The sequence below is a fragment of the Pseudoxanthomonas putridarboris genome (assembly GCF_038321125.1).
Classification (GTDB): domain Bacteria; phylum Pseudomonadota; class Gammaproteobacteria; order Xanthomonadales; family Xanthomonadaceae; genus Pseudoxanthomonas_A; species Pseudoxanthomonas_A putridarboris.
Genome location: NZ_JBBWWT010000001.1, coordinates 890,963 through 908,882 on the forward strand (window position 1 = coordinate 890,963; position 17,920 = coordinate 908,882).

Below are 17,920 nucleotides of genomic sequence, written 5' to 3' on the forward strand. Positions count from 1 at the left end.
GTTCATCACGCCGCCCGCCTCAACGTCTCGGCCAGCGAATCGATGCTGGCCGCCTTCGGCTTCACCAGCCAGAACTTGCCGATGTAGTCGCGGAACTCGTCGAGGACCTGCTGCGCCCAGATGCTGCCGGTCAGCTCGCGGTGGCGGGTGATCAGCGTGTGCAGGTGCTGGCGGTGGCTCTCGAAGCCTTCCGGGCTGATGCGGTGGATGTCGATCAGCTCGTGGTTGTAGCGATCGACGAAATCGCGGTCCAGGTCCAGCACGTAGGCCAGGCCGCCGGTGAAGCCGGCGCCGAAGTTCAGGCCCACCTTGCCCAGCACCAGCACGATGCCGTCGGTCATGTATTCGCAGCAGTGGTCGCCGGCGCCCTCGATCACCGCCAGCGCGCCGGAATTGCGCACGCCGAAGCGCTCGCCCGCGCGGCCGGCGGCGAACAGTTCGCCGCCCGTCGCGCCGTACAGGCAGGTGTTGCCGAGGATCGGCGTGTTGCGCGCCTCGAAGCGCGCGCCGCGCGGCGGGCGCACCACCAGCCGGCCGCCGGCCATGCCCTTGCCGACGTAGTCGTTGGCCTCGCCCTCCAGTTCCATGTGCAGGCCGCCGGCGTTGAACGCGCCGAAGCTCTGCCCGGCGGTGCCGCGGAAGCGCAGGGTGAGCGGCGCGTCGGCCATGCCCTGGTTGCCGTGCGCGCGAGCGATGGCGCCGGACAGGCGCGTGCCGATGCTGCGGTCGGTGTTGTGGATCAGGAAGCGGTGGTCGCCGCCGCTCTTCCTGCGGATCGGTTCGGCCAGCAGGCCGTCGAGCTGCGTGGCCAGGCTGTCCGGCGATTCGTACAGGCGCTGCGCGGCGCAGCCGCCGCCCTCGAACTGCGCGCCCTGCAGCAGGCGCGACAGGTCGATGTTCACGCCCTCGCGCGGCGACACGTCCAGCTGCTGGAGCAGGTCGGTGCGGCCGATGATCTCGTCCAGCGAACGCACGCCCAGGTACGACAGCCACTGGCGCACTTCCTCGCTCAGCAGGCGGAAGAAGTTCTCCACGCGCTCGGGCTGGCCGGTGAAGTACTGCGCGCGCAGGCGCTCGTCCTGGGTCGCCACGCCGGTGGCGCAGTTGTTGAGGTGGCAGATGCGCAGGTACTTGCAGCCCAGCACGATCATCGGGCCGGTGCCGAAGCCGAAGCTGTCGGCGCCCAGCAGCGCCGCCTTCACCACGTCCAGGCCGGTCTTCAGGCCGCCGTCGGTCTGCAGCACGGCGCGGTCGCGCAACTGGTTGGTGACCAGCGCCTGGTGCGCCTCGGCCACGCCGAGTTCCCACGGCACGCCGGCGTAGCGGATCGAGCTGACCGGGCTGGCGCCGGTGCCGCCGTCGTGGCCGGACACGGTGATCAGGTCCGCGCCGGCCTTCACCACGCCGGCGGCGATCGTGCCGACGCCGGCGTGGCTGACCAGCTTCACCGAGACCAGCGCGGTCGGGTTGACCTGCTTGAGGTCGTAGATCAACTGCGCGAGGTCTTCGATGGAATAGATGTCGTGGTGCGGTGGCGGCGAGATCAGGCCGATGCCGGGCCGGGCGTAGCGCAGCCGCGCGATCAGTTCGTTGACCTTGTGGCCGGGCAGCTGGCCGCCCTCGCCGGGCTTGGCGCCCTGCGCGACCTTGATCTGCAGCACTTCGGCGTTGACCAGGTACTCCGGGGTCACGCCGAAGCGACCTGACGCGACCTGTTTGATCTTGCTGCGCTTCTCGGTGCCGTAGCGCACCGGATCCTCGCCGCCCTCGCCGGAATTGCTGCGGCCGCCGAGGCGGTTCATCGCGATGGCCAGCGCCTCGTGCGCTTCCGGCGACAGCGCGCCCAGGCTGATCGCGGCGGTATCGAAGCGGCGCAGCAGGTCGGAGGCGTCCGCCACCTCGTCCAGCGGCGTCGGCGTATCGGCCTTCTTCAGTTGCAGCAGGTCGCGCAGCGCGGAGGGCGGACGCGAGTTCACCGCGTCGGCATAGGCCTGCCAGTCGCGCGCGTCGCCGGTGCGGGTGGCGCGCTGCAGCGTCGTCACCACGTCCGGGTTGTACATGTGGTACTCGCCGCCGTGCACGTACTTCAGCAGGCCGCCGACATCCGCCGCCGCGCGCTCGTTCCAGGCACGGGCTTCCAGCTGGCGGGCTTCGCTGTCCAGGCGCTCGAAGCCGACGCCGCCGATCCGCGACGGCGTTTCCGCGAAGCACAGGTCCACCACGTCCGGGTCCAGGCCGACGATCTCGAACAACTGCGCGCCGCGGTAGCTGCTGATGGTGCAGATGCCCATCTTCGAGATGATCTTGGACAGGCCCTTGTAGACCCCCTTGCGGTAGCTGCGGCCGATCTGCGCCTGCTCGCCGCCCTTCTTCAGTTGCAGGATGCCGCGCCGGCCCAGGTCGAACAGGGTCTGGTAGGCCAGGTACGGATACACCGCGGTGGCGCCGTAGCCGATCAGGCAGGCGATGTGGTGCGGATCGCGCGCGGTGCCGGTCTCGACGATCAGGTTGACGTCGCAGCGCAGGCCTTCGCGGCACAGGTGGTGGTGCACCGCGCCGGTGGCCATCAGCGCGTGGATCATCGGCCGGCCCTGCTGCGGGCGGCGGTCGCTCAGCACGACCATGACGATGCCTTCGCGGGCGGCCTGTTCCACCTCGCGGCAGACGCGCTCGATGCCGGCCTTCAGCCCTTCCTCGACACCGTAGGACAGGTCGACGTAGCGGTGCTTCTGGTCGTACGGCGCCATCTTCACGATCTGGCGCAGCTTGCGCTGGCTGAGCACCGGCGAGTTCAGGATGATGTGGTTCACCGTCTCCGCGCCGGCGTGGAAGATGTTGGTCTCCTTGCCCAGCTGGGTGGTCAGCGACATCACGCAGTCTTCGCGCAGCGGATCGATCGGCGGGTTGGTGACCTGCGCGAAGGCCTGGCGGAAGTAGTCGTACAGCGGGCGCGTCTGCCGGCTGAGCACCGCCATCGGCGTGTCGTCGCCCATCGAGCCGGTGGCTTCCTGCTCGGTCTCGGCCAGCGGGCGCAGCACCTCTTCCACTTCCTCGCGGGTGAGCTGGAACAGCTTGTGGTAGCCGCGCAGCGTCTTCTCGTCGAACGGCGCGTCGGTCAGCGACGGGTCGATCAGTTCGGTCTGCAGGTAGGTGACGCCCTGGTGCAGCCATTGCTTGTACGGCGCGCGGCCGCGGTTGATGCGGTCCACCGCGTCGCTGTCCAGCAGGTCGCCGCGCTTGAGGTCGATCGCCATCATCTCGCCCGGGCCCAGCTTGCCCTTGCGGATCACGCGTTCGGCCGGCACTTCCCACACGCCGGCTTCGCTGGCGACGATGAAGTGGCGGTCGCTGGTCAGCAGCCAGCGCGCCGGGCGCAGGCCGTTGCGGTCCAGCATGCAGGCCGCGTAGCGCGCGTCCATCGACACGATGCCGGCCGGGCCGTCCCACGGTTCGGTGTTGAGGCCGTAGAACTCGTAGAACGCGGCCAGGTCGGCGTCCTTGAATTCCAGCGACTGCGTCGCCGGCGGCACCAGGATGCGCAGCGCCTGGATCAGGTCCATGCCGCCGGCGACCAGCAGTTCCAGCATGTTGTCCAGGCTCTGCGAATCGGAGCCGTGCATGGAGATGACCGGATCGAATTCGGCGATGTCGAAGCGCGGCGTCTTCCACACCTTGCTGCGCGCCTGCGCCCAGCGGCGGTTGCCTTCGATGGTGTTGATCTCGCCGTTGTGCGCCAGCAGGCGGAACGGGTGCGCCAGCGGCCAGCGCGGCAGCGTGTTGGTGGAGAAGCGCTGGTGGAAGACGATGGCGCTGCTGGCCAGATCGCTGCGTTGCAAGTCGGCGAAGAACACCGGCAGCTTGTCCGGCAGCACCATGCCCTTGTAGCCGATGGCGTGCGGCGACAGCGTGACCACGTAGAAATCCGGCACGCTGGCACGCAGTTGCTGCTCGCTGCGGCGGCGCGCCAGGAACAGCGCCAGCCCGAACGCATCGTCGTCCTGCTGGTCGCCGGCATCGACGAACAGCTGCTCGATGCGCGGCAGCGTGTCCCGGGCCAGCTGGCCGCAGACGCGGTCGTCGGTGGGCGGCACGCGCCAGCCCTTCACGGTCGCGCCGGTGCGGAACAGTTCGGCTTCCAGCGTGGCGCGGCAGTGCGCGGCCTGCGCCTCGTCGTGCGGCAGGAACACCAGGCCCGACGCGTAGCGCGCGCCCAGGGGAATGTTCGCTTCGCCGGCCAGCGCGCGCAGGAACGCATCCGGCTTGCGGATCAGCAGGCCGCAGCCGTCGCCGGTCAGGCCGTCGGCGGCGACGCCGCCGCGGTGGGTCATGCGCGAGAGCGCGGCAATGGCGGTATCGACCAGCGCACGCGAAGGCTGGTCGTCCAGCTGCGCGACCATGCCGAAACCGCATGCGTCGCGTTCGTCGTTCGGGTCGTACAGTCCCGGCTGACGGCTGCCTTGGCGGCTGCGAGGGGCCATCTGTGCCTCGAATTTCAGTGACGGCGACACCGTGCCCTGCCCGCGCAGCGGCACTTCGAAATGTCACCGGAATCCCGACTAAAGCACAGTTGTTGCGGCACCGCAACAACACCTTTCCCACGCCAGTGGATAATAGTTGCAACGGCAACTTTCGCGCGGCATCCCTCTTGTCCGCGGAACAGGTCCGCCGCCGAGCGGGAACATGGTCTGCGTGCGGCGATGTGCCGAAGAATCAAGCGGAGCACCAGATCTCGGCTCAGAACCAAACGCACCGGCAGGCCCGGCCGCGCGGTCGGTGTGGCTGCGGTTCCCCACGCATACCGCTGGGCTCGATACAGGTTCGTGATCAGCCCACCGGCAACGGATCAGCCGGGCTCATTGACCGGTAAGGGTCACGCGTCCAGGAAACCCGCCCGATCAGTGATTTCGCCGTCGGTTTGTTGCAGGGCCTTGCCGGCCTTGGCAGTGCGCGCACGTCGGTCAGCGGCGTCGAACCCTTGTCGGCGACCAGTACGGCATTGGTCCCTTCGCCGTTTGCGAGCACCTGGCCCTTGATGTGGATCGGGAGCACCTGGCCGCCTTCGATGGCATAGGCATTGACCTTGTCGCCATGCGCCACGAAGTCGCCACCGGTGCCAGGTTTGCCGGGTTCACTTATCTGGTGATACAAAATAACGGTGCCGGTTGCACTCATCCCGCAAGCAGTCTCGTCCCCATGTCGAACGCATCCGAGCTTCCCGAAAACGTGGCCATGCACACCAGCTCCAGTCGGTGCTGGAACGGCGTGAACGTCGATGTGCATGAGTACACGTGCACGGGCAGGCTGCTGCTCAAGATCGACAGCCGTGAAGAGTCGACTCGGCTCAGCGCCAATCTGGAGGAGGTCGGTGGGGACCGCGCCGAGCCCAGGTCGGCGCCCAATACGCCCAATCCGCATGCCTACAAGCCCCGGCCGATGTACTTCGCGCCGGCGAAGATGGAGTTGTGGGGGTATTCGGCGGATGTCCGCTACATCAAGTGTTCGACGGTCAGTTTCGATGCAACGTCGTTCCAGAAGCGATTGGGCATTTCCGACTCGGTGCGGCTGAGCGACGTTCCACGGCTCCGCATCAACGATGACCGGCTGTGGACGCTGATCAAGTTGCTCGCAGACGCGATCGACGATGCCGACCCCACCACGCAGCTGTACGGTGACTCGCTGACGGCAGCGATCGGGGCGAGGCTCTTCGAACGCCCCAAAGAAGCCAAGGGAAGCGAGTCCGGGCTCTCGCCGGTTCAGCTCAAGGATGCGATCGGCTATCTCGAGGCGAAGCTGCCGGCGAGGGTGGACCTGGCCACACTCGCGGAGCTTGCGGGGCTGTCGCAGTCGCACTACAGCCGCGCCTTCAAGGCGTCGACCGGACTGGCGCCGTATCAGTGGCAGCTGCAGGCGCGCATCGAGCGCGCCAAGGACCTGCTGTTGAACACCAATGGCGGTCTGGAGCAGGTGGCCGAAGCCACCGGCTTCGCCGACGCGGTGCACTTCGGCCGGACCTTCCGCAAGGTCACGGGCGCGACCCCGGCGGCATGGCGGATGCGCATGCTCGCCTAGGGGCAGACAGCCCGTCGATCGTCCCGGCGATGCGTTGCCGCAGCCTTCGCCGACGCGGCCACTGACGGCTCCGATCCCGGCCTCGGCCCGCCGCGCGTTCTCCTGGCCGCTAAGCCCCATGAGCGAATCGTGCTGCCGTGAGCAGGAACGATCAGTGACCGTGCCGGACCGGCTGGGCAACATTCCCATTCAACGTACATCGCAGCGGTCCGGCCCGCACATCGGGAACGGACACGCGAGTGTCCCTTCAATTCCATCGAATGGAGAATGTCAGTGAAGTTCATGCGCTTGCTCGGATTCCTGGTGGTGAATGGCCTGGTCAGCGCCCATGCGCAAGCAGCACAAGCCGATCCGGGCGCCGACCTGATCGTGCACAACGCCGAGATCTTCACCGGCAATCCCGCGCAGCCCGCGGCGTCCGCCCTGGCCGTCAAGAACGGACGCATCTACGCGGTAGGCACGGACGCCGAAGTGCTGGACTTGAGGAGCGCCGGTACCCGGGTCGTCGACTCCCGCGGCCGACGGCTCATTCCGGGCATCATCGACGCGCACACTCACATACTCAACGAAGGCGGCTACACCTACACCTTGCGATGGGACGGCGTGCCGACGCTGCGACGCGCCCTGGAGATGCTGAGCGAGCAGGCCAGGCGGACCCCGGAAGGTCACTGGGTCAAGGTGATCGGCGGCTGGTCGCCCTACCAGTTCGAGGAGAACCGCTTTCCCACCATGGAAGAACTGCGCCGGGCGGTGCCCGATCGCCCGCTGCTCGTGCAGTACGCCTACAACCGCGGCTTCATGAACCCGCAGGCGATGGAAGCGCTCGGCGTGGGCACCGACCGGTTTCCGCAGCTGCCGGGCACGGAGCTCGAGCAGGACGCGCAGGGCAGGTACACCGGTGTGGTCCATGGTTTCACCTTCATGTTCATCGTGCTGGAGACCATGGTCCCGCAGCTGTCCTTCGACGAGGAAGTGAGCTCGATGGTCCAGACGGTCCACAGCCTCAACCGCTTCGGGGTCACGTCGATCGTCGATGCGGGCACGGGCTTCCGTGGGTATCCCAAGGCCCAGGCCACCGTCGACGTCCTCGCCCGCGACAACCGGCTCAATATCCGCATGCCCTTCGTGGACATCCAGTTCGGAGACGGCTCCACGAACATGGTGGACGACCAGCTCACGGCGATCACGAAGACGGCGCCGATCAGTCCCGGGCACAACCTGCACCCGCACCTGGCGCACGGCCACGTCTACCGGGGCGCTGGTGAATTGCTGTCGGCAGAGGTCCACGACCACGAGAACTTCGACCGTCCGGCGGTCGTCATCGCGCCGGAGAAGATGCGCGAGCTGGTGGAGCGGGACGTCTCCAGGCTGGTCCAGCGGCGCATTCCCTTCCGCCTGCACATCAGCTACGACGAGAACATCACGCCGTTCCTCGATGCGCTCGAGAAGCTGGACGCACAGGTGCCGCTCGACGGCCTGCGGTGGAGCATCGAACATGCCGAGACCATCAGTCCAGCGAACATCGCCCGGGTGAAGGCGCTCGGCGGCGGCATCGCCCTGGACGCGAAGATGGCGCTGCACGCCGACGGTTTCATCAAGACCTATGGACGCGAGAAGGCGTTGCTGACCCCGCGCCTGCGCGAACTCGTCGACAGCGGCATCCCCCTGGCCATGACCACCGACGCATTCCGGGCGTCCTCGTTCAATCCGTGGGTCGGCATCGGCTGGATGGTGTCGGGGCGATCCGTCTCCGGGTCGGAAGCGTTGGCCGAGGACAACCGGCTCACGCGCGCCGAAGCGCTGGGGCTGTTCACCCGCAGGGCGGCCTGGTTCCTGAATGCCGAATCCGAGATGGGCATGATCGCTCCTGGCTACCTCGCGGACTTCGTGCTGCTGGACCGGGACTACTTCTCGGTGCCCGAATCGCAGATCAAATCCATTTCCTCGGTGCTGACCGTCATGGATGGCCGGGTGGTGTACGGCGCGCAGGACTACCGCGCGCTTTCGCCGGAACTGCCCGAGATCCTGCCCGCCTGGTCACCGATCAAGCACTTCGGCGGCTACCACCAGGTGCGGTGAGATCACCCTGCAGTGTCGGCTCGAAGCACTGGACCAGGCCGCCTGCGTCGTCGGCGCCAGGCGTCGCGACAGGGGCCACGGGGCGCTCGCGACGCTGGTGGGCCATCCCGGCGCCCATGGCCGACCGGCGGGATGCGCATGCGCACGGCATGGCCCGCCATCCTCCTGCTGCTGGCGGCCGATGCCGCGTCGGCACAGTTCCGTCCATTGCGCTTCGACGACGATTTCAGCGCCCAGCGCCAGGAATGCACCGACACCCGCAGCGCATGCTGGAAGGACCGCCCGATCGCGGATTCCGTGCGCCTGAGTCTCGGCGGCGACCTGCGCTGGCGCTACGAGTACGCCGGCAATCCGCGCTATGGGCTGCAGCCCCAGGACAAGTGGGGCGTGCTGATGCAGCGTGGCTCCGTCTTCGCGGACCTGCGCCTGGGCGAGCACTGGCGCGGCTTCGCTCAGCTTTCCAGCTCGTTCACCCGGGGTCGCGCCGCGGGTCCTGCCCCGGTGGACGAGAACCGGCTCGATCCCACCAACCTGTTCGTCGAGTGGCAACCGGCCGCCGATGGCGACGGCAGCGGCGGCATGCGTGTCGGCATCCAGGAACTGCAGTTCGGATCGGGTCGCCTCATCGACGCCCGCGAAGGCCCGAATGTGCGGCGCAGTTTCGACGCCGTCCGCGCCTATGCGACCCGTGGTCCCTGGCGTGTCGATGCCTTCGCCGCAGCGCCGCGGGAGAGCCGTGCGGGCAGCTTCGATGACGCCCGCTCGCGGAGCCAGGCGCTGGGCGGCCTGTATGCGACCCACACCGGCGGCGTCACCTCGTGGGAGGTCTACGCCCTGTATTACGACGACACCGCTGCCCGCGACGTTCAGGACGTCGTACACGAGCGCCGCTGGTCGGTCGGCAGCCGCGTGTTCGGCGGCCACCAGGCCTGGGACTGGAACTGGGAGGTCGTCCTGCAGGGCGGGCGGTTCGGCGATGACGAGATTCGCGCCTGGTCGCTGGCCACTGACACGGGCTACACCTTCGAAGGCGTCGCCGGCCGACCGAGAGTGGCGCTGCTTCTCGCCGGTGCCAGCGGCGACAAGGACCCCGACGACGACCGCTTCGGTACCCTCAATCCCCTTTATCCGCGGGGCAATTATTTTGGCGACGAGGCGACGCTGGGGCCACGCAACTTCTTCAACATCCATCCGGCGATGACCCTGCGACTCGCACCTCAGGTCAGCCTGAATGCCAGCCTGGACTTCTTCTGGCGCCACAGTACCCGCGATGGCGTGTATGCGCCCAATGGCATGTTGATCCGCCCCGCTGGCGAGAGTCGCGCCCGCTACGTGGCCACCATCGCATCGCTTGGTACCACCTGGACGCCGGTCCCCGGCTGGTCCTCGACGACGGTCGTCGCCTACGCGCGACCCGGCGCATTCCTGCGCGAGACGGGCGCAGACGATACGCTGAGCTTCCTCAGCCTCAGCCTGCAGTACCGGTTCTGAGTCGATCAGGGGAAACCCCGGTGCCAGGTTCACTTGCCCGGCCTCGAAGGGCGATGCGCCGGTCGGACGCCGGCGAAGCACCGGGTCTCGGCTTCGACCACTGCGCGGAAGCCGTCGCGGCCCCGGGTGCGCTGTTGTTGCAGGTACTCGCGGATCGCGGAGAGATCTTCTTCGGTCAAGGCTTCGTCGAGCAGGCCGCGCCAGCGGCGCGAGCGTTGTCCAGCGAAGTACCGGGCTGGCGTCATCGTCGAACAAAAAAAACCGCCTGCTCGCCGCAGGCGGTTCACGGGTGCGCTTGCCGCCGGCGTCAGCCGCAGTTGACCGAACTCACCACGCCCTTCTCGTCGAGGATCACGTTGAGGCGGTCGGGATTGAAGTCCATCGTCGCGGCGTCGCCCGGCTTCAGGCTGCGCACGGTTTCGGCCTTGGCGTCGTGGCGGGCCTGTTCGACATCGGCCTCGATGCCGGGCTTGCCGACGATCCACTGCGCCTGGGTGTCGTCGCAGCTGCCGGCCAGTTCGGTGGCGGGCGGTTCGACAGGCGCTGGCGCGGCGGCTTCGGCGGCGGCGGCCTGCGATTGCTCGGTGGCGGCGGTCTGTTCGTCCGGCTCGGGAGTGCCGCAGGCGGCCAGGGACAGGGTCAGCAGCAGAAGAGGCAACGCCTTGTGGATCATGCAGGGCTCCGGGGGTGGGTGATGGGGCAAGCATCGCCCAAATCACATTCGCATGTCGTTAACCAACGCACATGCGCAGGCGCGCGGACGGCGCCCGATCAGCCGCAGGTGACCTCGGTGATGATGTTCTCCGCGTCCAGTTTCACGTTCACCCGGTCGCGGCGGTAGTCCATCCTCACCGCCTGCTTGGGGCCGATGGGGCGGATCAGGCCGGCGCCGCTCTCGCGCCAGACGCGGCCCATCGTGGCTTGGGTGGCTTCCTGGCCGACGGCCCACTGCACGTTCTCCGCCACGCAGGTGCCGGAGCCTTCCGGTTTCGTGGCCCCTTCGCCCGCGACGGGTGCGCTGGCGGTGCAGGCGGAAAGCATCAGCGCCACGCCGGACACGGCCAGCAGGGGAGGAATCGCGCGTCGTAGGATGTGCATGGGTGGGGTTCCGTGGGTCGAAGTGACGGCAGCGTACGCCAGTCCGCCGCGGCGGTCATGTGGCCGCGATGCGTCCGCGACGGCTGCGTTCCAGCCACCACAGCAGGCCTGCCGCCGCCAGCCAGCCGAGGAACCACGGCCAGGCGGGTCCGCGCGGCCCCGCTTCCACTTGCGCCCGGTCGGGCGAAGCAGCCTTGGCCTCGCCGACGAGCCGCAGGGTCCGTTCGCGCAATGCCGCCGCGCGCAATCCTGGCGCCTCGTCCTGAGCGCGGACGTGGAAGGGCCAGCCGGCATCGCCCCATTCCAGCCGATGCCAGCCCGGTTGCCGTGGCCAGTAGGCGGCGCAGCGGTCGCTGCCGGTGGCGGGATCGGGCAGCAGGCGGGTCGCATGGCCATCGGGGGCGACGACACGGGCTTCGGCAGGCACACCGCAGAGCGACACGCGCTGCTGTTCGCGCGCGTCCGCCGGCAGGCGGGGAGGCGGGCTGCCGGAGCCGCGCGCCAGCGTGGCGAAGGCCTGCGACCACAGTTCGCCATGCCGTTCCGGATGCCCGGACAGCACCAGCCGGTAGGTATCCACCGGCATCCACACCGCGACGCGGCCGCGTCCTTCCGCGCGCCACTGCGCCAGCGCGTTGCCGTCGGCGTCGCGCAGCAGGGGAAGCGCGTCGTCCGCCTGCGCGGAGGTCGTGCGGCGGGTGAGCGCCGGCAGTCCACCGGTGACCGCGTCGGCATCCAGCGGCGCATCGGCGGTGCCGCTGCCGCGCCGTGCCCGCCAGGCATCGTCGTCGGGGGCCGGGCGGAGCAGGCGGAAGCCGGCGTCTTCGCCGCTCGCCTGGAGCTGGAAGCCGAGCAAGCGCCGCGTGTTCTGCGGCACCGGGCCGGTGACGCGCAGCATCAGGCCCAGCCCGTCGCGCACGGCGGCGGCCAGCGCCGCGCGCTGGTTTTCGCCCAGCGCCGCCGCGCTGCGTTCGTCCAGCACCACCAGGTCGAAACGCTGCAACGTATCGGCGGTCATCGGCAACGGCGCATCGCCCAGCTGCAGGCCGCCGCCCAGTCCGACCTGCAGGTGCAGGGGAAGGCCGGCATCGGTGGCCCAGCGGCGCAGGTATTTCAGTTCGGCGTTCGGCGCGCCGGCCAGCACCCAGACGCGTGGCGCGGGATCGGCCTGCGTCCATACCGGCAGTGCGAGCGATTCGACGGGTTTCTTCCGCGCGTCGAGCACCTGCACGGTGAACCCGGCCGGGCCGGGCAGGCGGCCCGTGCCGGTCAACACGAATACCCCCCGCGCATCGACCGGCGCGGCATCGATGCGCTGCCCGGCCGGATCGCGCAGCTCCACGCTCGCCTGCGCCACGCCTTCCACCTGTCCGCTGGCGGTGAACACGCCGCCGGGCGCCACCCGGCCCACCGCCGGATCCAGCCGCACGATGCCGCGCGGCAGCGGTGGAGGCGTGAACGACAGCGCGCGATCGCCCACGGCGTCCGCGTCGCGCGCTTCCAGTCCGGCACCGACGACGTGCAGCCGTTGCGCGTCCGGATGGCGGCGCAGTGCGGTGGCGAGGTCGGGGACGCGCTCGACGTCGGCCGTCGCCGGCGCTTCGGGCAGGGCGATGCGGCGTTCGCTTCGCAGTGCGGCCGGCAGCGCCGCCGTGTCGGCGTTCGCGGTCAGCACGACCAGCGTGCCGGTAGCGCCGGCCTGGCGCGGCGGCGACAGGGTGAAGTACAGCAGCAGCGCGCACAGCGGTTGCAGGGCGAACAGGGCCAGCATCCGCCCGCGCGCGCTGCGCGCAGCGGCCGGCGCGCGGGCCTGCCAATGGGCCAGCCTGGCCCAGGCCAGCAGCACGCCCAGCGCCAGGACGACGGCCAGGACCAGCGGCGGCAATGCGGGCAGGTTCATCGCGCCGGCTCCTGCCGCAAGGCATCCAGGTAACGGCGTCCGTTGGCGTCCGGCGCATCGCGGCGCGGCACCTGCGCGGGCGGTTGCGGTAGCGCCGACCACAGCAGCGCGCGCAGGCGCTGGCGGCAGTCATCGCAGTCCGGGTCGTTGCGCACGCCGTCGATGGCGGCGAACAGGTCCAGCGCATCCGGCACCCGCGACTCGTTCTGGCGCAGCCAGCGTTCCAGCGCATCGAGGTCGGCGCCGGCATCGCCGCCGGGCGCTTCGGCCAATGTGCGCCAGGCCTGCGCGGGGGCGCTGTCGTCGAGGGTTCCGGCGCGCCGCAGCGCACCCAGTTCGCGCCGCGCCAGGCCGGTGCGGTTGCCGCTCATGCGCCGGGTCTCGTCGATCGGCGGCAGTTCCGGGCCCACGCGCGCCAGGTAGATGCGGGTGGCCTGCTGCACCTGCTTGATGTATTCCAGCGCCTTGTAGGCGAACGGCAGGGCCTGGTCCGGATGGCCCTGGCGCAGGTGCAGTTCGGACTGCCACATCTGGTCCAGCGCCTTCTTCAGCGTGGCGCGCGTCTCCGGGTCGAGCAGGGTGGCGGCTTCGGCATGGTCGTGGGTGTGGCCGTAGGCTTCCAGCACGTCGGCTTCGCGCCCGAACGCGGCGCCGGTCGCGCTGACCGCTTCGCCATGCCCGTGCCCGTCGTCGGCCGCCGCGGGTTCGCCGGCATGGTCGTGGCCGTCGTCGTCGTCGTGGGTTTCTTCGGTATCGTGGGTCGATGGCGGTTGCGGCGCGCCTTCCGCCTCTTCGCCGAGGAACTGGCCGTAGCGCAGCCGCAGGATGCGCTGGTCCACGCCGATCGCGTCCGAGCGTTGCACGAAGCGTTCCGCGGCCAGGCTGCGCCGCTGTTTCTGCAAGGCTTCCGCATCGATGATGATCTGGCGCTGGCTGCGGAAGTAGGCCGGCATCACCTTCTTCGCCAGCGCCTCCAGCCCGGTGCTCTCGTTGCCCAGATCGGCCGGCCAGCGCAGGATCAGGCCCGGACTCTGCGCCAGCTGCGGCGAGGGCGCGCGGTTGTCGCGCACGCTGAGCTGCGCGATCAGGTCGTCGCCCACCGCCATGCCCAGCGCGGCCAGGTCCAGCGATGCGGCGAAGCGGCGCGCGGTGGCCGGTCCGCTGCCGCGCAGAGTCATGGTGCGTTCCTTGAATTCGATGTTCTCGCCGCTGCCCTGGGCCAGGGTCAGCTTCAGCGACGCGGTCGGCGCGACGCCGTAGTCGTCGCTGGCTTCGAACGACAGCGACCAGCGGGTCTGCCCGACCGTCACCAGGCTCAGGCCGCGATCCGGCGCCAGCACCTTCACCTGCGGCGGCCGGTCGGCGATGGCGTCCAGCCGGCGCAGTCTGGACGGCGGCTGCGACTCGGTGCCGCTGGCGACCACGCGGTACAGCGTGGATTTCGCCAGCGTGTGGCGCGCGTGCCAGTCGTCGCCGTCGCGGACCAGCGCGATGCGTTGCCCGTCGTGGAAGACCAGCGCGGCGGATTCGGGCTGCGGATCGAAGCGCAGCGTCCACGCCAGCCGGGCCCCTTCCGGCGCCTTCGTCTCCAGCGTGGACTCGTAACGCGCGGACAGGCCCGTGTAGGCGGGCGGCGTCACCTGCAATCGCTGCGCGACCAGGCGGGGAATGCCCGGCACGGCGGCCACGGGTTCGTCGCCGGGCGCCAGTGTCCGCGCATCCGGCGCGCGCGGTGGCCACAGCGCGGCAGCGGCTAAGATCGCCAGCGCCGCCAGCCACCCTGCCGCGATGCGCGGCCAGGGCCAGGACGTGCGCAGGTCGGGAGCCGGCTGCGCCTGCAGGCGTTGCCGCACGCGCGCCTGCTGCAACTGTTGCAACGGACCGAGCGAGGCGGAGGAGGCGAACAGCAGGTCGGCGCTGTCGTCCAGATCCTTGCGCCGGCCGTTCAACTGCCGCACCAGCCAATGCGTGTCGAAGCGTTTCGCCCGCCGCCCCGCGACGCCCAGCACAAGCGCGATGCCGGCCAGCAGCACGGTCATGGCGATGGCGGGCGTCGTCGTCCGCCACAGCAGTGCGGCGGCGGCGACCGGCAAAGCGGCCCACAACAGCACATCGCCGCCGACGGCATGCCGACGCGCCTGCCGCAGGCGCCGCATCGCCGATGCAGGCACGGTCATGGCGCCACGCTCCGTTGCCGGCGCGTCGCCAGCCAGCGTTCGACCAGCGCCAGCAGCGCGATCAGCAGCGCCAGCCACGGTTGCAGGTCGCGCGGCGCGGTCGGGTAGGCCGTGCCGCCGGCGATCGGCGCGTAGTCGCTGGCGAGCACGCGCGTGGGGGCGGGTGGCGCCTCGGCGAACAGGTCGCGCAGGCGCCGCGGGAAATCCGCTTCCAGCAGTTCCGGCATCGCGGCGGGTCGCAACGGGCGGGTGAAGCGCAGCACGCGGCCCTTGCCGGAGTCGGCGGATTCCACCAGCGCCGCGCCCTGCGCGTCGCGCCACGGGACGGTCGTCGCGACGAAGCCGGCAAGCTCGGTCCTGTCGCCGAGCAATGCGATGCCGCCCGCGTCGATCCACTGGCGCACGGAGGATGGCAGCGCGCCCGGCGCCAGCCAGACCAGATGCTTCGCGGACGACGGTATCGCCTGGTCGTTCGTATCGAGGGAGATCGCCGATGGCGCCGCGCCATCCGGCGGCGACCATGCCTGTACCGCGGCGCGCAGGTAGCGCAGGCCGGTTTCGTCCCCGCCCGCGTGCCGCACCACCAGCGCCGGCGGCGATGCCGCAGGCGTCGTCGCGGCCGGCATCGCGCCGTCCATCACCGTCCATCGCACGGTGCGCGACAGCACCGGACGCTGCGCATCGGCACCCTGCAGCGTGGCGGGCACCACGACGGTCAGCGCCACGCCCTCCGGCAGCTCGGCATCGAGCTGGCGCAGCAGGCTGCCGACCGGAAGGCTGCCCGTGGGCGGCGCTTCATCCAGCGAGGGAAAGCCGGGCGCCAGCCAATGCAGTCGATGGCTCTGTTCCGGGTCCTGGGCGCGCATCTGTGCCGTGTCCACGCCCGGCACCGCCACGATCCACGGGGCATCGTCCTCGGCGCCCGACAGGACCGGCCGCGCCAGCCACAGCGCCAGCAGCGCGAGCAGCAGCAGGCGAAGCAACAGCAGCGGCCATTCGTCGAAGCGGACGCGATGCCGTGGCCTGGGCTTCTGCCGCAGCCAGCGCAGCGCGGAGAAGTCGGTCGGCTTCTGTTCGTGGCGGCGCGCCAGGTGCAGCAGCAGCGGCAGCAGCAGCGCGGCCAGTGCGGCGAAGCCGGCGGGCAGCAGGAACGCCAGGCTCATGCGTACTCCGCCGCGTCGCGCGCGCCGAACAGCCGGCGCAGCGGCAGGTCCAGCGGCTGGTCCAGTACGTAACGCGCGTGGCGGATGCCGCTGGCATCCAGCCGCGCATCCAGCGCGCGCTGCGCGGCGTCGAAACGTCGCAGGTACTCGGTGCGAAGCGCGGCACCGTCGCCCAACAGCTCCTCGCCGCTTTCCGGATCGCGGAAGCGATGACCGCCGGTGAACGGAAAGTCGCGTTCCTCCACCGTCAGCAACTGGATGGCCAGCACCTCGCGACGCGCGGACGCCAGCCGTTCGGCCAGCGCCGCCACGCCTTCATCGAACCAATCGCTCAGCACCACCACCAGGTCGCCGGCGCCGATGCGTTCCCACAGCGGCGCGATCCTGTCGGCGGCGGGAAATTCGCCGGCCGCGCGCAGGGCATGCAGCTCCAGCAGCAGGCGGTCGCGCTGGCGTGCGCCGTTGCCGGGTGCGACCAGGTGCAGTCCGTGACCATGCAGCGCGATCAGGCCGAAACGGTCGCCCTGCCGCAAAGCCAGCTCGCCGACGCAGGCCACCAGCGCCTTCGCCGCATCGAAGCGCGACCAGCCCGGACGCGCGGCGTCCTGCTGCGCCATCGACGCGGTGGCGTCCAGCACGATCCACACCGTCAGCGGACTTTCGCGTTCGGCTTCGCGCACGAAGAAGCGGTCCGAGCGCGCGTACAGTTTCCAGTCGATCTGGCGCAGTTCGTCGCCGGGTTCGTAGGCGCGGTACTGCGCGAACTCCAGCCCGGCGCCGCGGCTGCGGCTGTGGTGCAGGCCGACTCCCTGCGTGCCGATGGCGCGGCGCGCGGTCAGCCGCAGGTCCTTCAGCCGGCTGCGGACATCGGCGGGGATCAACTCGTGCGACACGGCGCGGCTTCGCTCAGGCGCCGGGGAACGGCACGCCGCGCAGCAGCGCGCCGATCACGTCGTCGGCGCTCCTCTGCTCGGCCTCGGCGGCGAACGACAGCAGCAGGCGATGGCGCATCACCGGCGCGGCCAGCGCGGCGATGTCCTCGCGCGTGGCGGCCAGGCGGCCGTGCAGCAACGCGCGCGCCTTCGCCGCCAGCACCAGCGACTGGCCGGCGCGCGGGCCGGCGCCCCAGCGCACGTACTTGCGCACGTCCTCGGGCACGCCGTCGGCCGGGCGGCTGGCGCGGACCAGCCTGGTGATCCAGCGCAACAGGTCCTCGCCGACATGCACGTCGCGCACGCGCGCCTGCAGCGCCAGCACTTCCTCGCCGCCCATCACCCGCGGCACCTCGCCGCCGGCGCGGCCGGTGGTCTGCGCCAGGATGTCGTGCTCTTCCTGTTCGCTGGGATAGTCGACGCGGATGTGCAGCAGGAAGCGGTCCAGCTGCGCTTCCGGCAACGGATAGGTGCCGGCCTGTTCCAGCGGATTCTGCGTGGCCAGCACGAAGAACGGCGACGGCAGCGCGTGCGTGGTGCCGGCGTAGCTGATGGTGCGTTCCTGCATCGCCTCCAGCAGCGCGGCCTGGGTCTTCGGCGGCGTGCGGTTCAATTCGTCGGCCAGCAACAGGTGGGTGAAGATGGGGCCGGGCTGGAAGCGGAAATGCCGATGGCCGGTGCCGTGGTCCTCCTCCAGCAGTTCGGTGCCCAGGATGTCGCTGGGCATCAGGTCGGGGGTGAACTGCACGCGGCGGAACTGCAGTTCCAGCGCCTGCCCCAGCGAACGTACCAGCAGCGTCTTGCCGAGTCCGGGCACGCCTTCCAGCAGGCAGTGGCCGCCGGCCAGCAGGCCGATCAGCAACTGCTCGACGACGGCCTCCTGGCCGACGATGGCCTGCGCGATGGCGCTGCGCAGCTGGCCCAGGCGCGCGAGCTGTTGCTGGAGGTCGGATTCGGTGATCTGGGTCATGGATGTGTCATCGCAAGGAGAAATGTAGGAGGGGCTTCAGC

General features: G+C 70.1%; 13 protein-coding genes. 3 read left to right on the forward strand and 10 right to left on the reverse strand.

The window, feature by feature from the left end:
• Positions 1 to 5: 5 nt before the first annotated feature.
• Together gltB and AAD027_RS03905 are read right to left on the reverse strand one after the other, a co-directional pair.
• Complete coding sequence (gene gltB, locus AAD027_RS03900; protein WP_341724687.1) at positions 6 to 4,478, reverse strand: glutamate synthase large subunit; 4,473 nt, start codon at positions 4,476 to 4,478, stop codon at positions 6 to 8.
• A gap of 346 nt (positions 4,479 to 4,824) precedes the next feature.
• Positions 4,825 to 5,172: a hypothetical protein gene (locus AAD027_RS03905; RefSeq protein WP_341724688.1), complete on the reverse strand. Its 348-nt coding sequence runs from the start codon at positions 5,170 to 5,172 to the stop codon at positions 4,825 to 4,827.
• Positions 5,173 to 5,193: 21 nt separating this feature from the next.
• On the opposite strand from AAD027_RS03905, the gene AAD027_RS03910 reads away from it, so the two are divergent.
• The 3 genes from AAD027_RS03910 to AAD027_RS03920 all read left to right on the forward strand — a co-directional run bounded on the left by AAD027_RS03910 (position 5,194) and on the right by AAD027_RS03920 (position 9,639).
• Entirely contained in the window at positions 5,194 to 6,069 is an 876-nt protein-coding gene (locus AAD027_RS03910) for a helix-turn-helix domain-containing protein (RefSeq protein WP_341724689.1), read from the forward strand.
• A gap of 267 nt (positions 6,070 to 6,336) precedes the next feature.
• Positions 6,337 to 8,148 (forward strand): amidohydrolase, encoded by a 1,812-nt coding sequence (locus AAD027_RS03915; protein ID WP_341724690.1) that lies wholly within the window; start codon positions 6,337 to 6,339, stop codon positions 8,146 to 8,148.
• Positions 8,149 to 8,286: 138 nt separating this feature from the next.
• Positions 8,287 to 9,639, forward strand: a complete 1,353-nt coding sequence (locus tag AAD027_RS03920; RefSeq protein WP_341724691.1) for an alginate export family protein — start codon at positions 8,287 to 8,289, stop codon at positions 9,637 to 9,639.
• A 29-nt stretch (positions 9,640 to 9,668) separates the two neighbouring features.
• Here the strand turns inward: AAD027_RS03920 and AAD027_RS03925 are convergent, their stop codons facing one another.
• The 8 genes from AAD027_RS03925 to AAD027_RS03960 form a co-directional block, all read right to left on the reverse strand.
• Positions 9,669 to 9,926, reverse strand: a complete 258-nt coding sequence (locus AAD027_RS03925) for a hypothetical protein (RefSeq protein WP_341724692.1) — start codon at positions 9,924 to 9,926, stop codon at positions 9,669 to 9,671.
• A gap of 20 nt (positions 9,927 to 9,946) precedes the next feature.
• Positions 9,947 to 10,312 (reverse strand): I78 family peptidase inhibitor, encoded by a 366-nt coding sequence (locus AAD027_RS03930; protein WP_341724693.1) that lies wholly within the window; start codon positions 10,310 to 10,312, stop codon positions 9,947 to 9,949.
• A 98-nt stretch (positions 10,313 to 10,410) separates the two neighbouring features.
• Complete coding sequence (locus AAD027_RS03935; RefSeq protein ID WP_341724694.1) at positions 10,411 to 10,737, reverse strand: I78 family peptidase inhibitor; 327 nt, start codon at positions 10,735 to 10,737, stop codon at positions 10,411 to 10,413.
• Positions 10,738 to 10,792: 55 nt separating this feature from the next.
• Positions 10,793 to 12,637, reverse strand: a complete 1,845-nt coding sequence (locus AAD027_RS03940) for a carboxypeptidase regulatory-like domain-containing protein (protein ID WP_341724695.1) — start codon at positions 12,635 to 12,637, stop codon at positions 10,793 to 10,795.
• Positions 12,634 to 14,814, reverse strand: coding sequence for a hypothetical protein (locus AAD027_RS03945; RefSeq protein ID WP_341724696.1), 2,181 nt, complete (start codon positions 14,812 to 14,814; stop codon positions 12,634 to 12,636). The genes AAD027_RS03940 and AAD027_RS03945 overlap by 4 nt, the downstream gene beginning before the upstream one ends.
• The gene (locus AAD027_RS03950; RefSeq protein ID WP_341724697.1) at positions 14,811 to 15,977 is read right to left on the reverse strand and encodes a BatA domain-containing protein; all 1,167 of its coding nucleotides are present in this window, start codon (positions 15,975 to 15,977) and stop codon (positions 14,811 to 14,813) included. The genes AAD027_RS03945 and AAD027_RS03950 overlap by 4 nt, the downstream gene beginning before the upstream one ends.
• Positions 15,974 to 16,870: a DUF58 domain-containing protein gene (locus AAD027_RS03955; protein ID WP_341724698.1), complete on the reverse strand. Its 897-nt coding sequence runs from the start codon at positions 16,868 to 16,870 to the stop codon at positions 15,974 to 15,976. Before AAD027_RS03955 ends, AAD027_RS03950 begins: the two co-directional genes overlap by 4 nt.
• Positions 16,871 to 16,883: 13 nt before the next feature.
• The gene (locus AAD027_RS03960; protein ID WP_341724699.1) at positions 16,884 to 17,879 is read right to left on the reverse strand and encodes an AAA family ATPase; all 996 of its coding nucleotides are present in this window, start codon (positions 17,877 to 17,879) and stop codon (positions 16,884 to 16,886) included.
• Positions 17,880 to 17,920 lie beyond the last annotated feature (41 nt).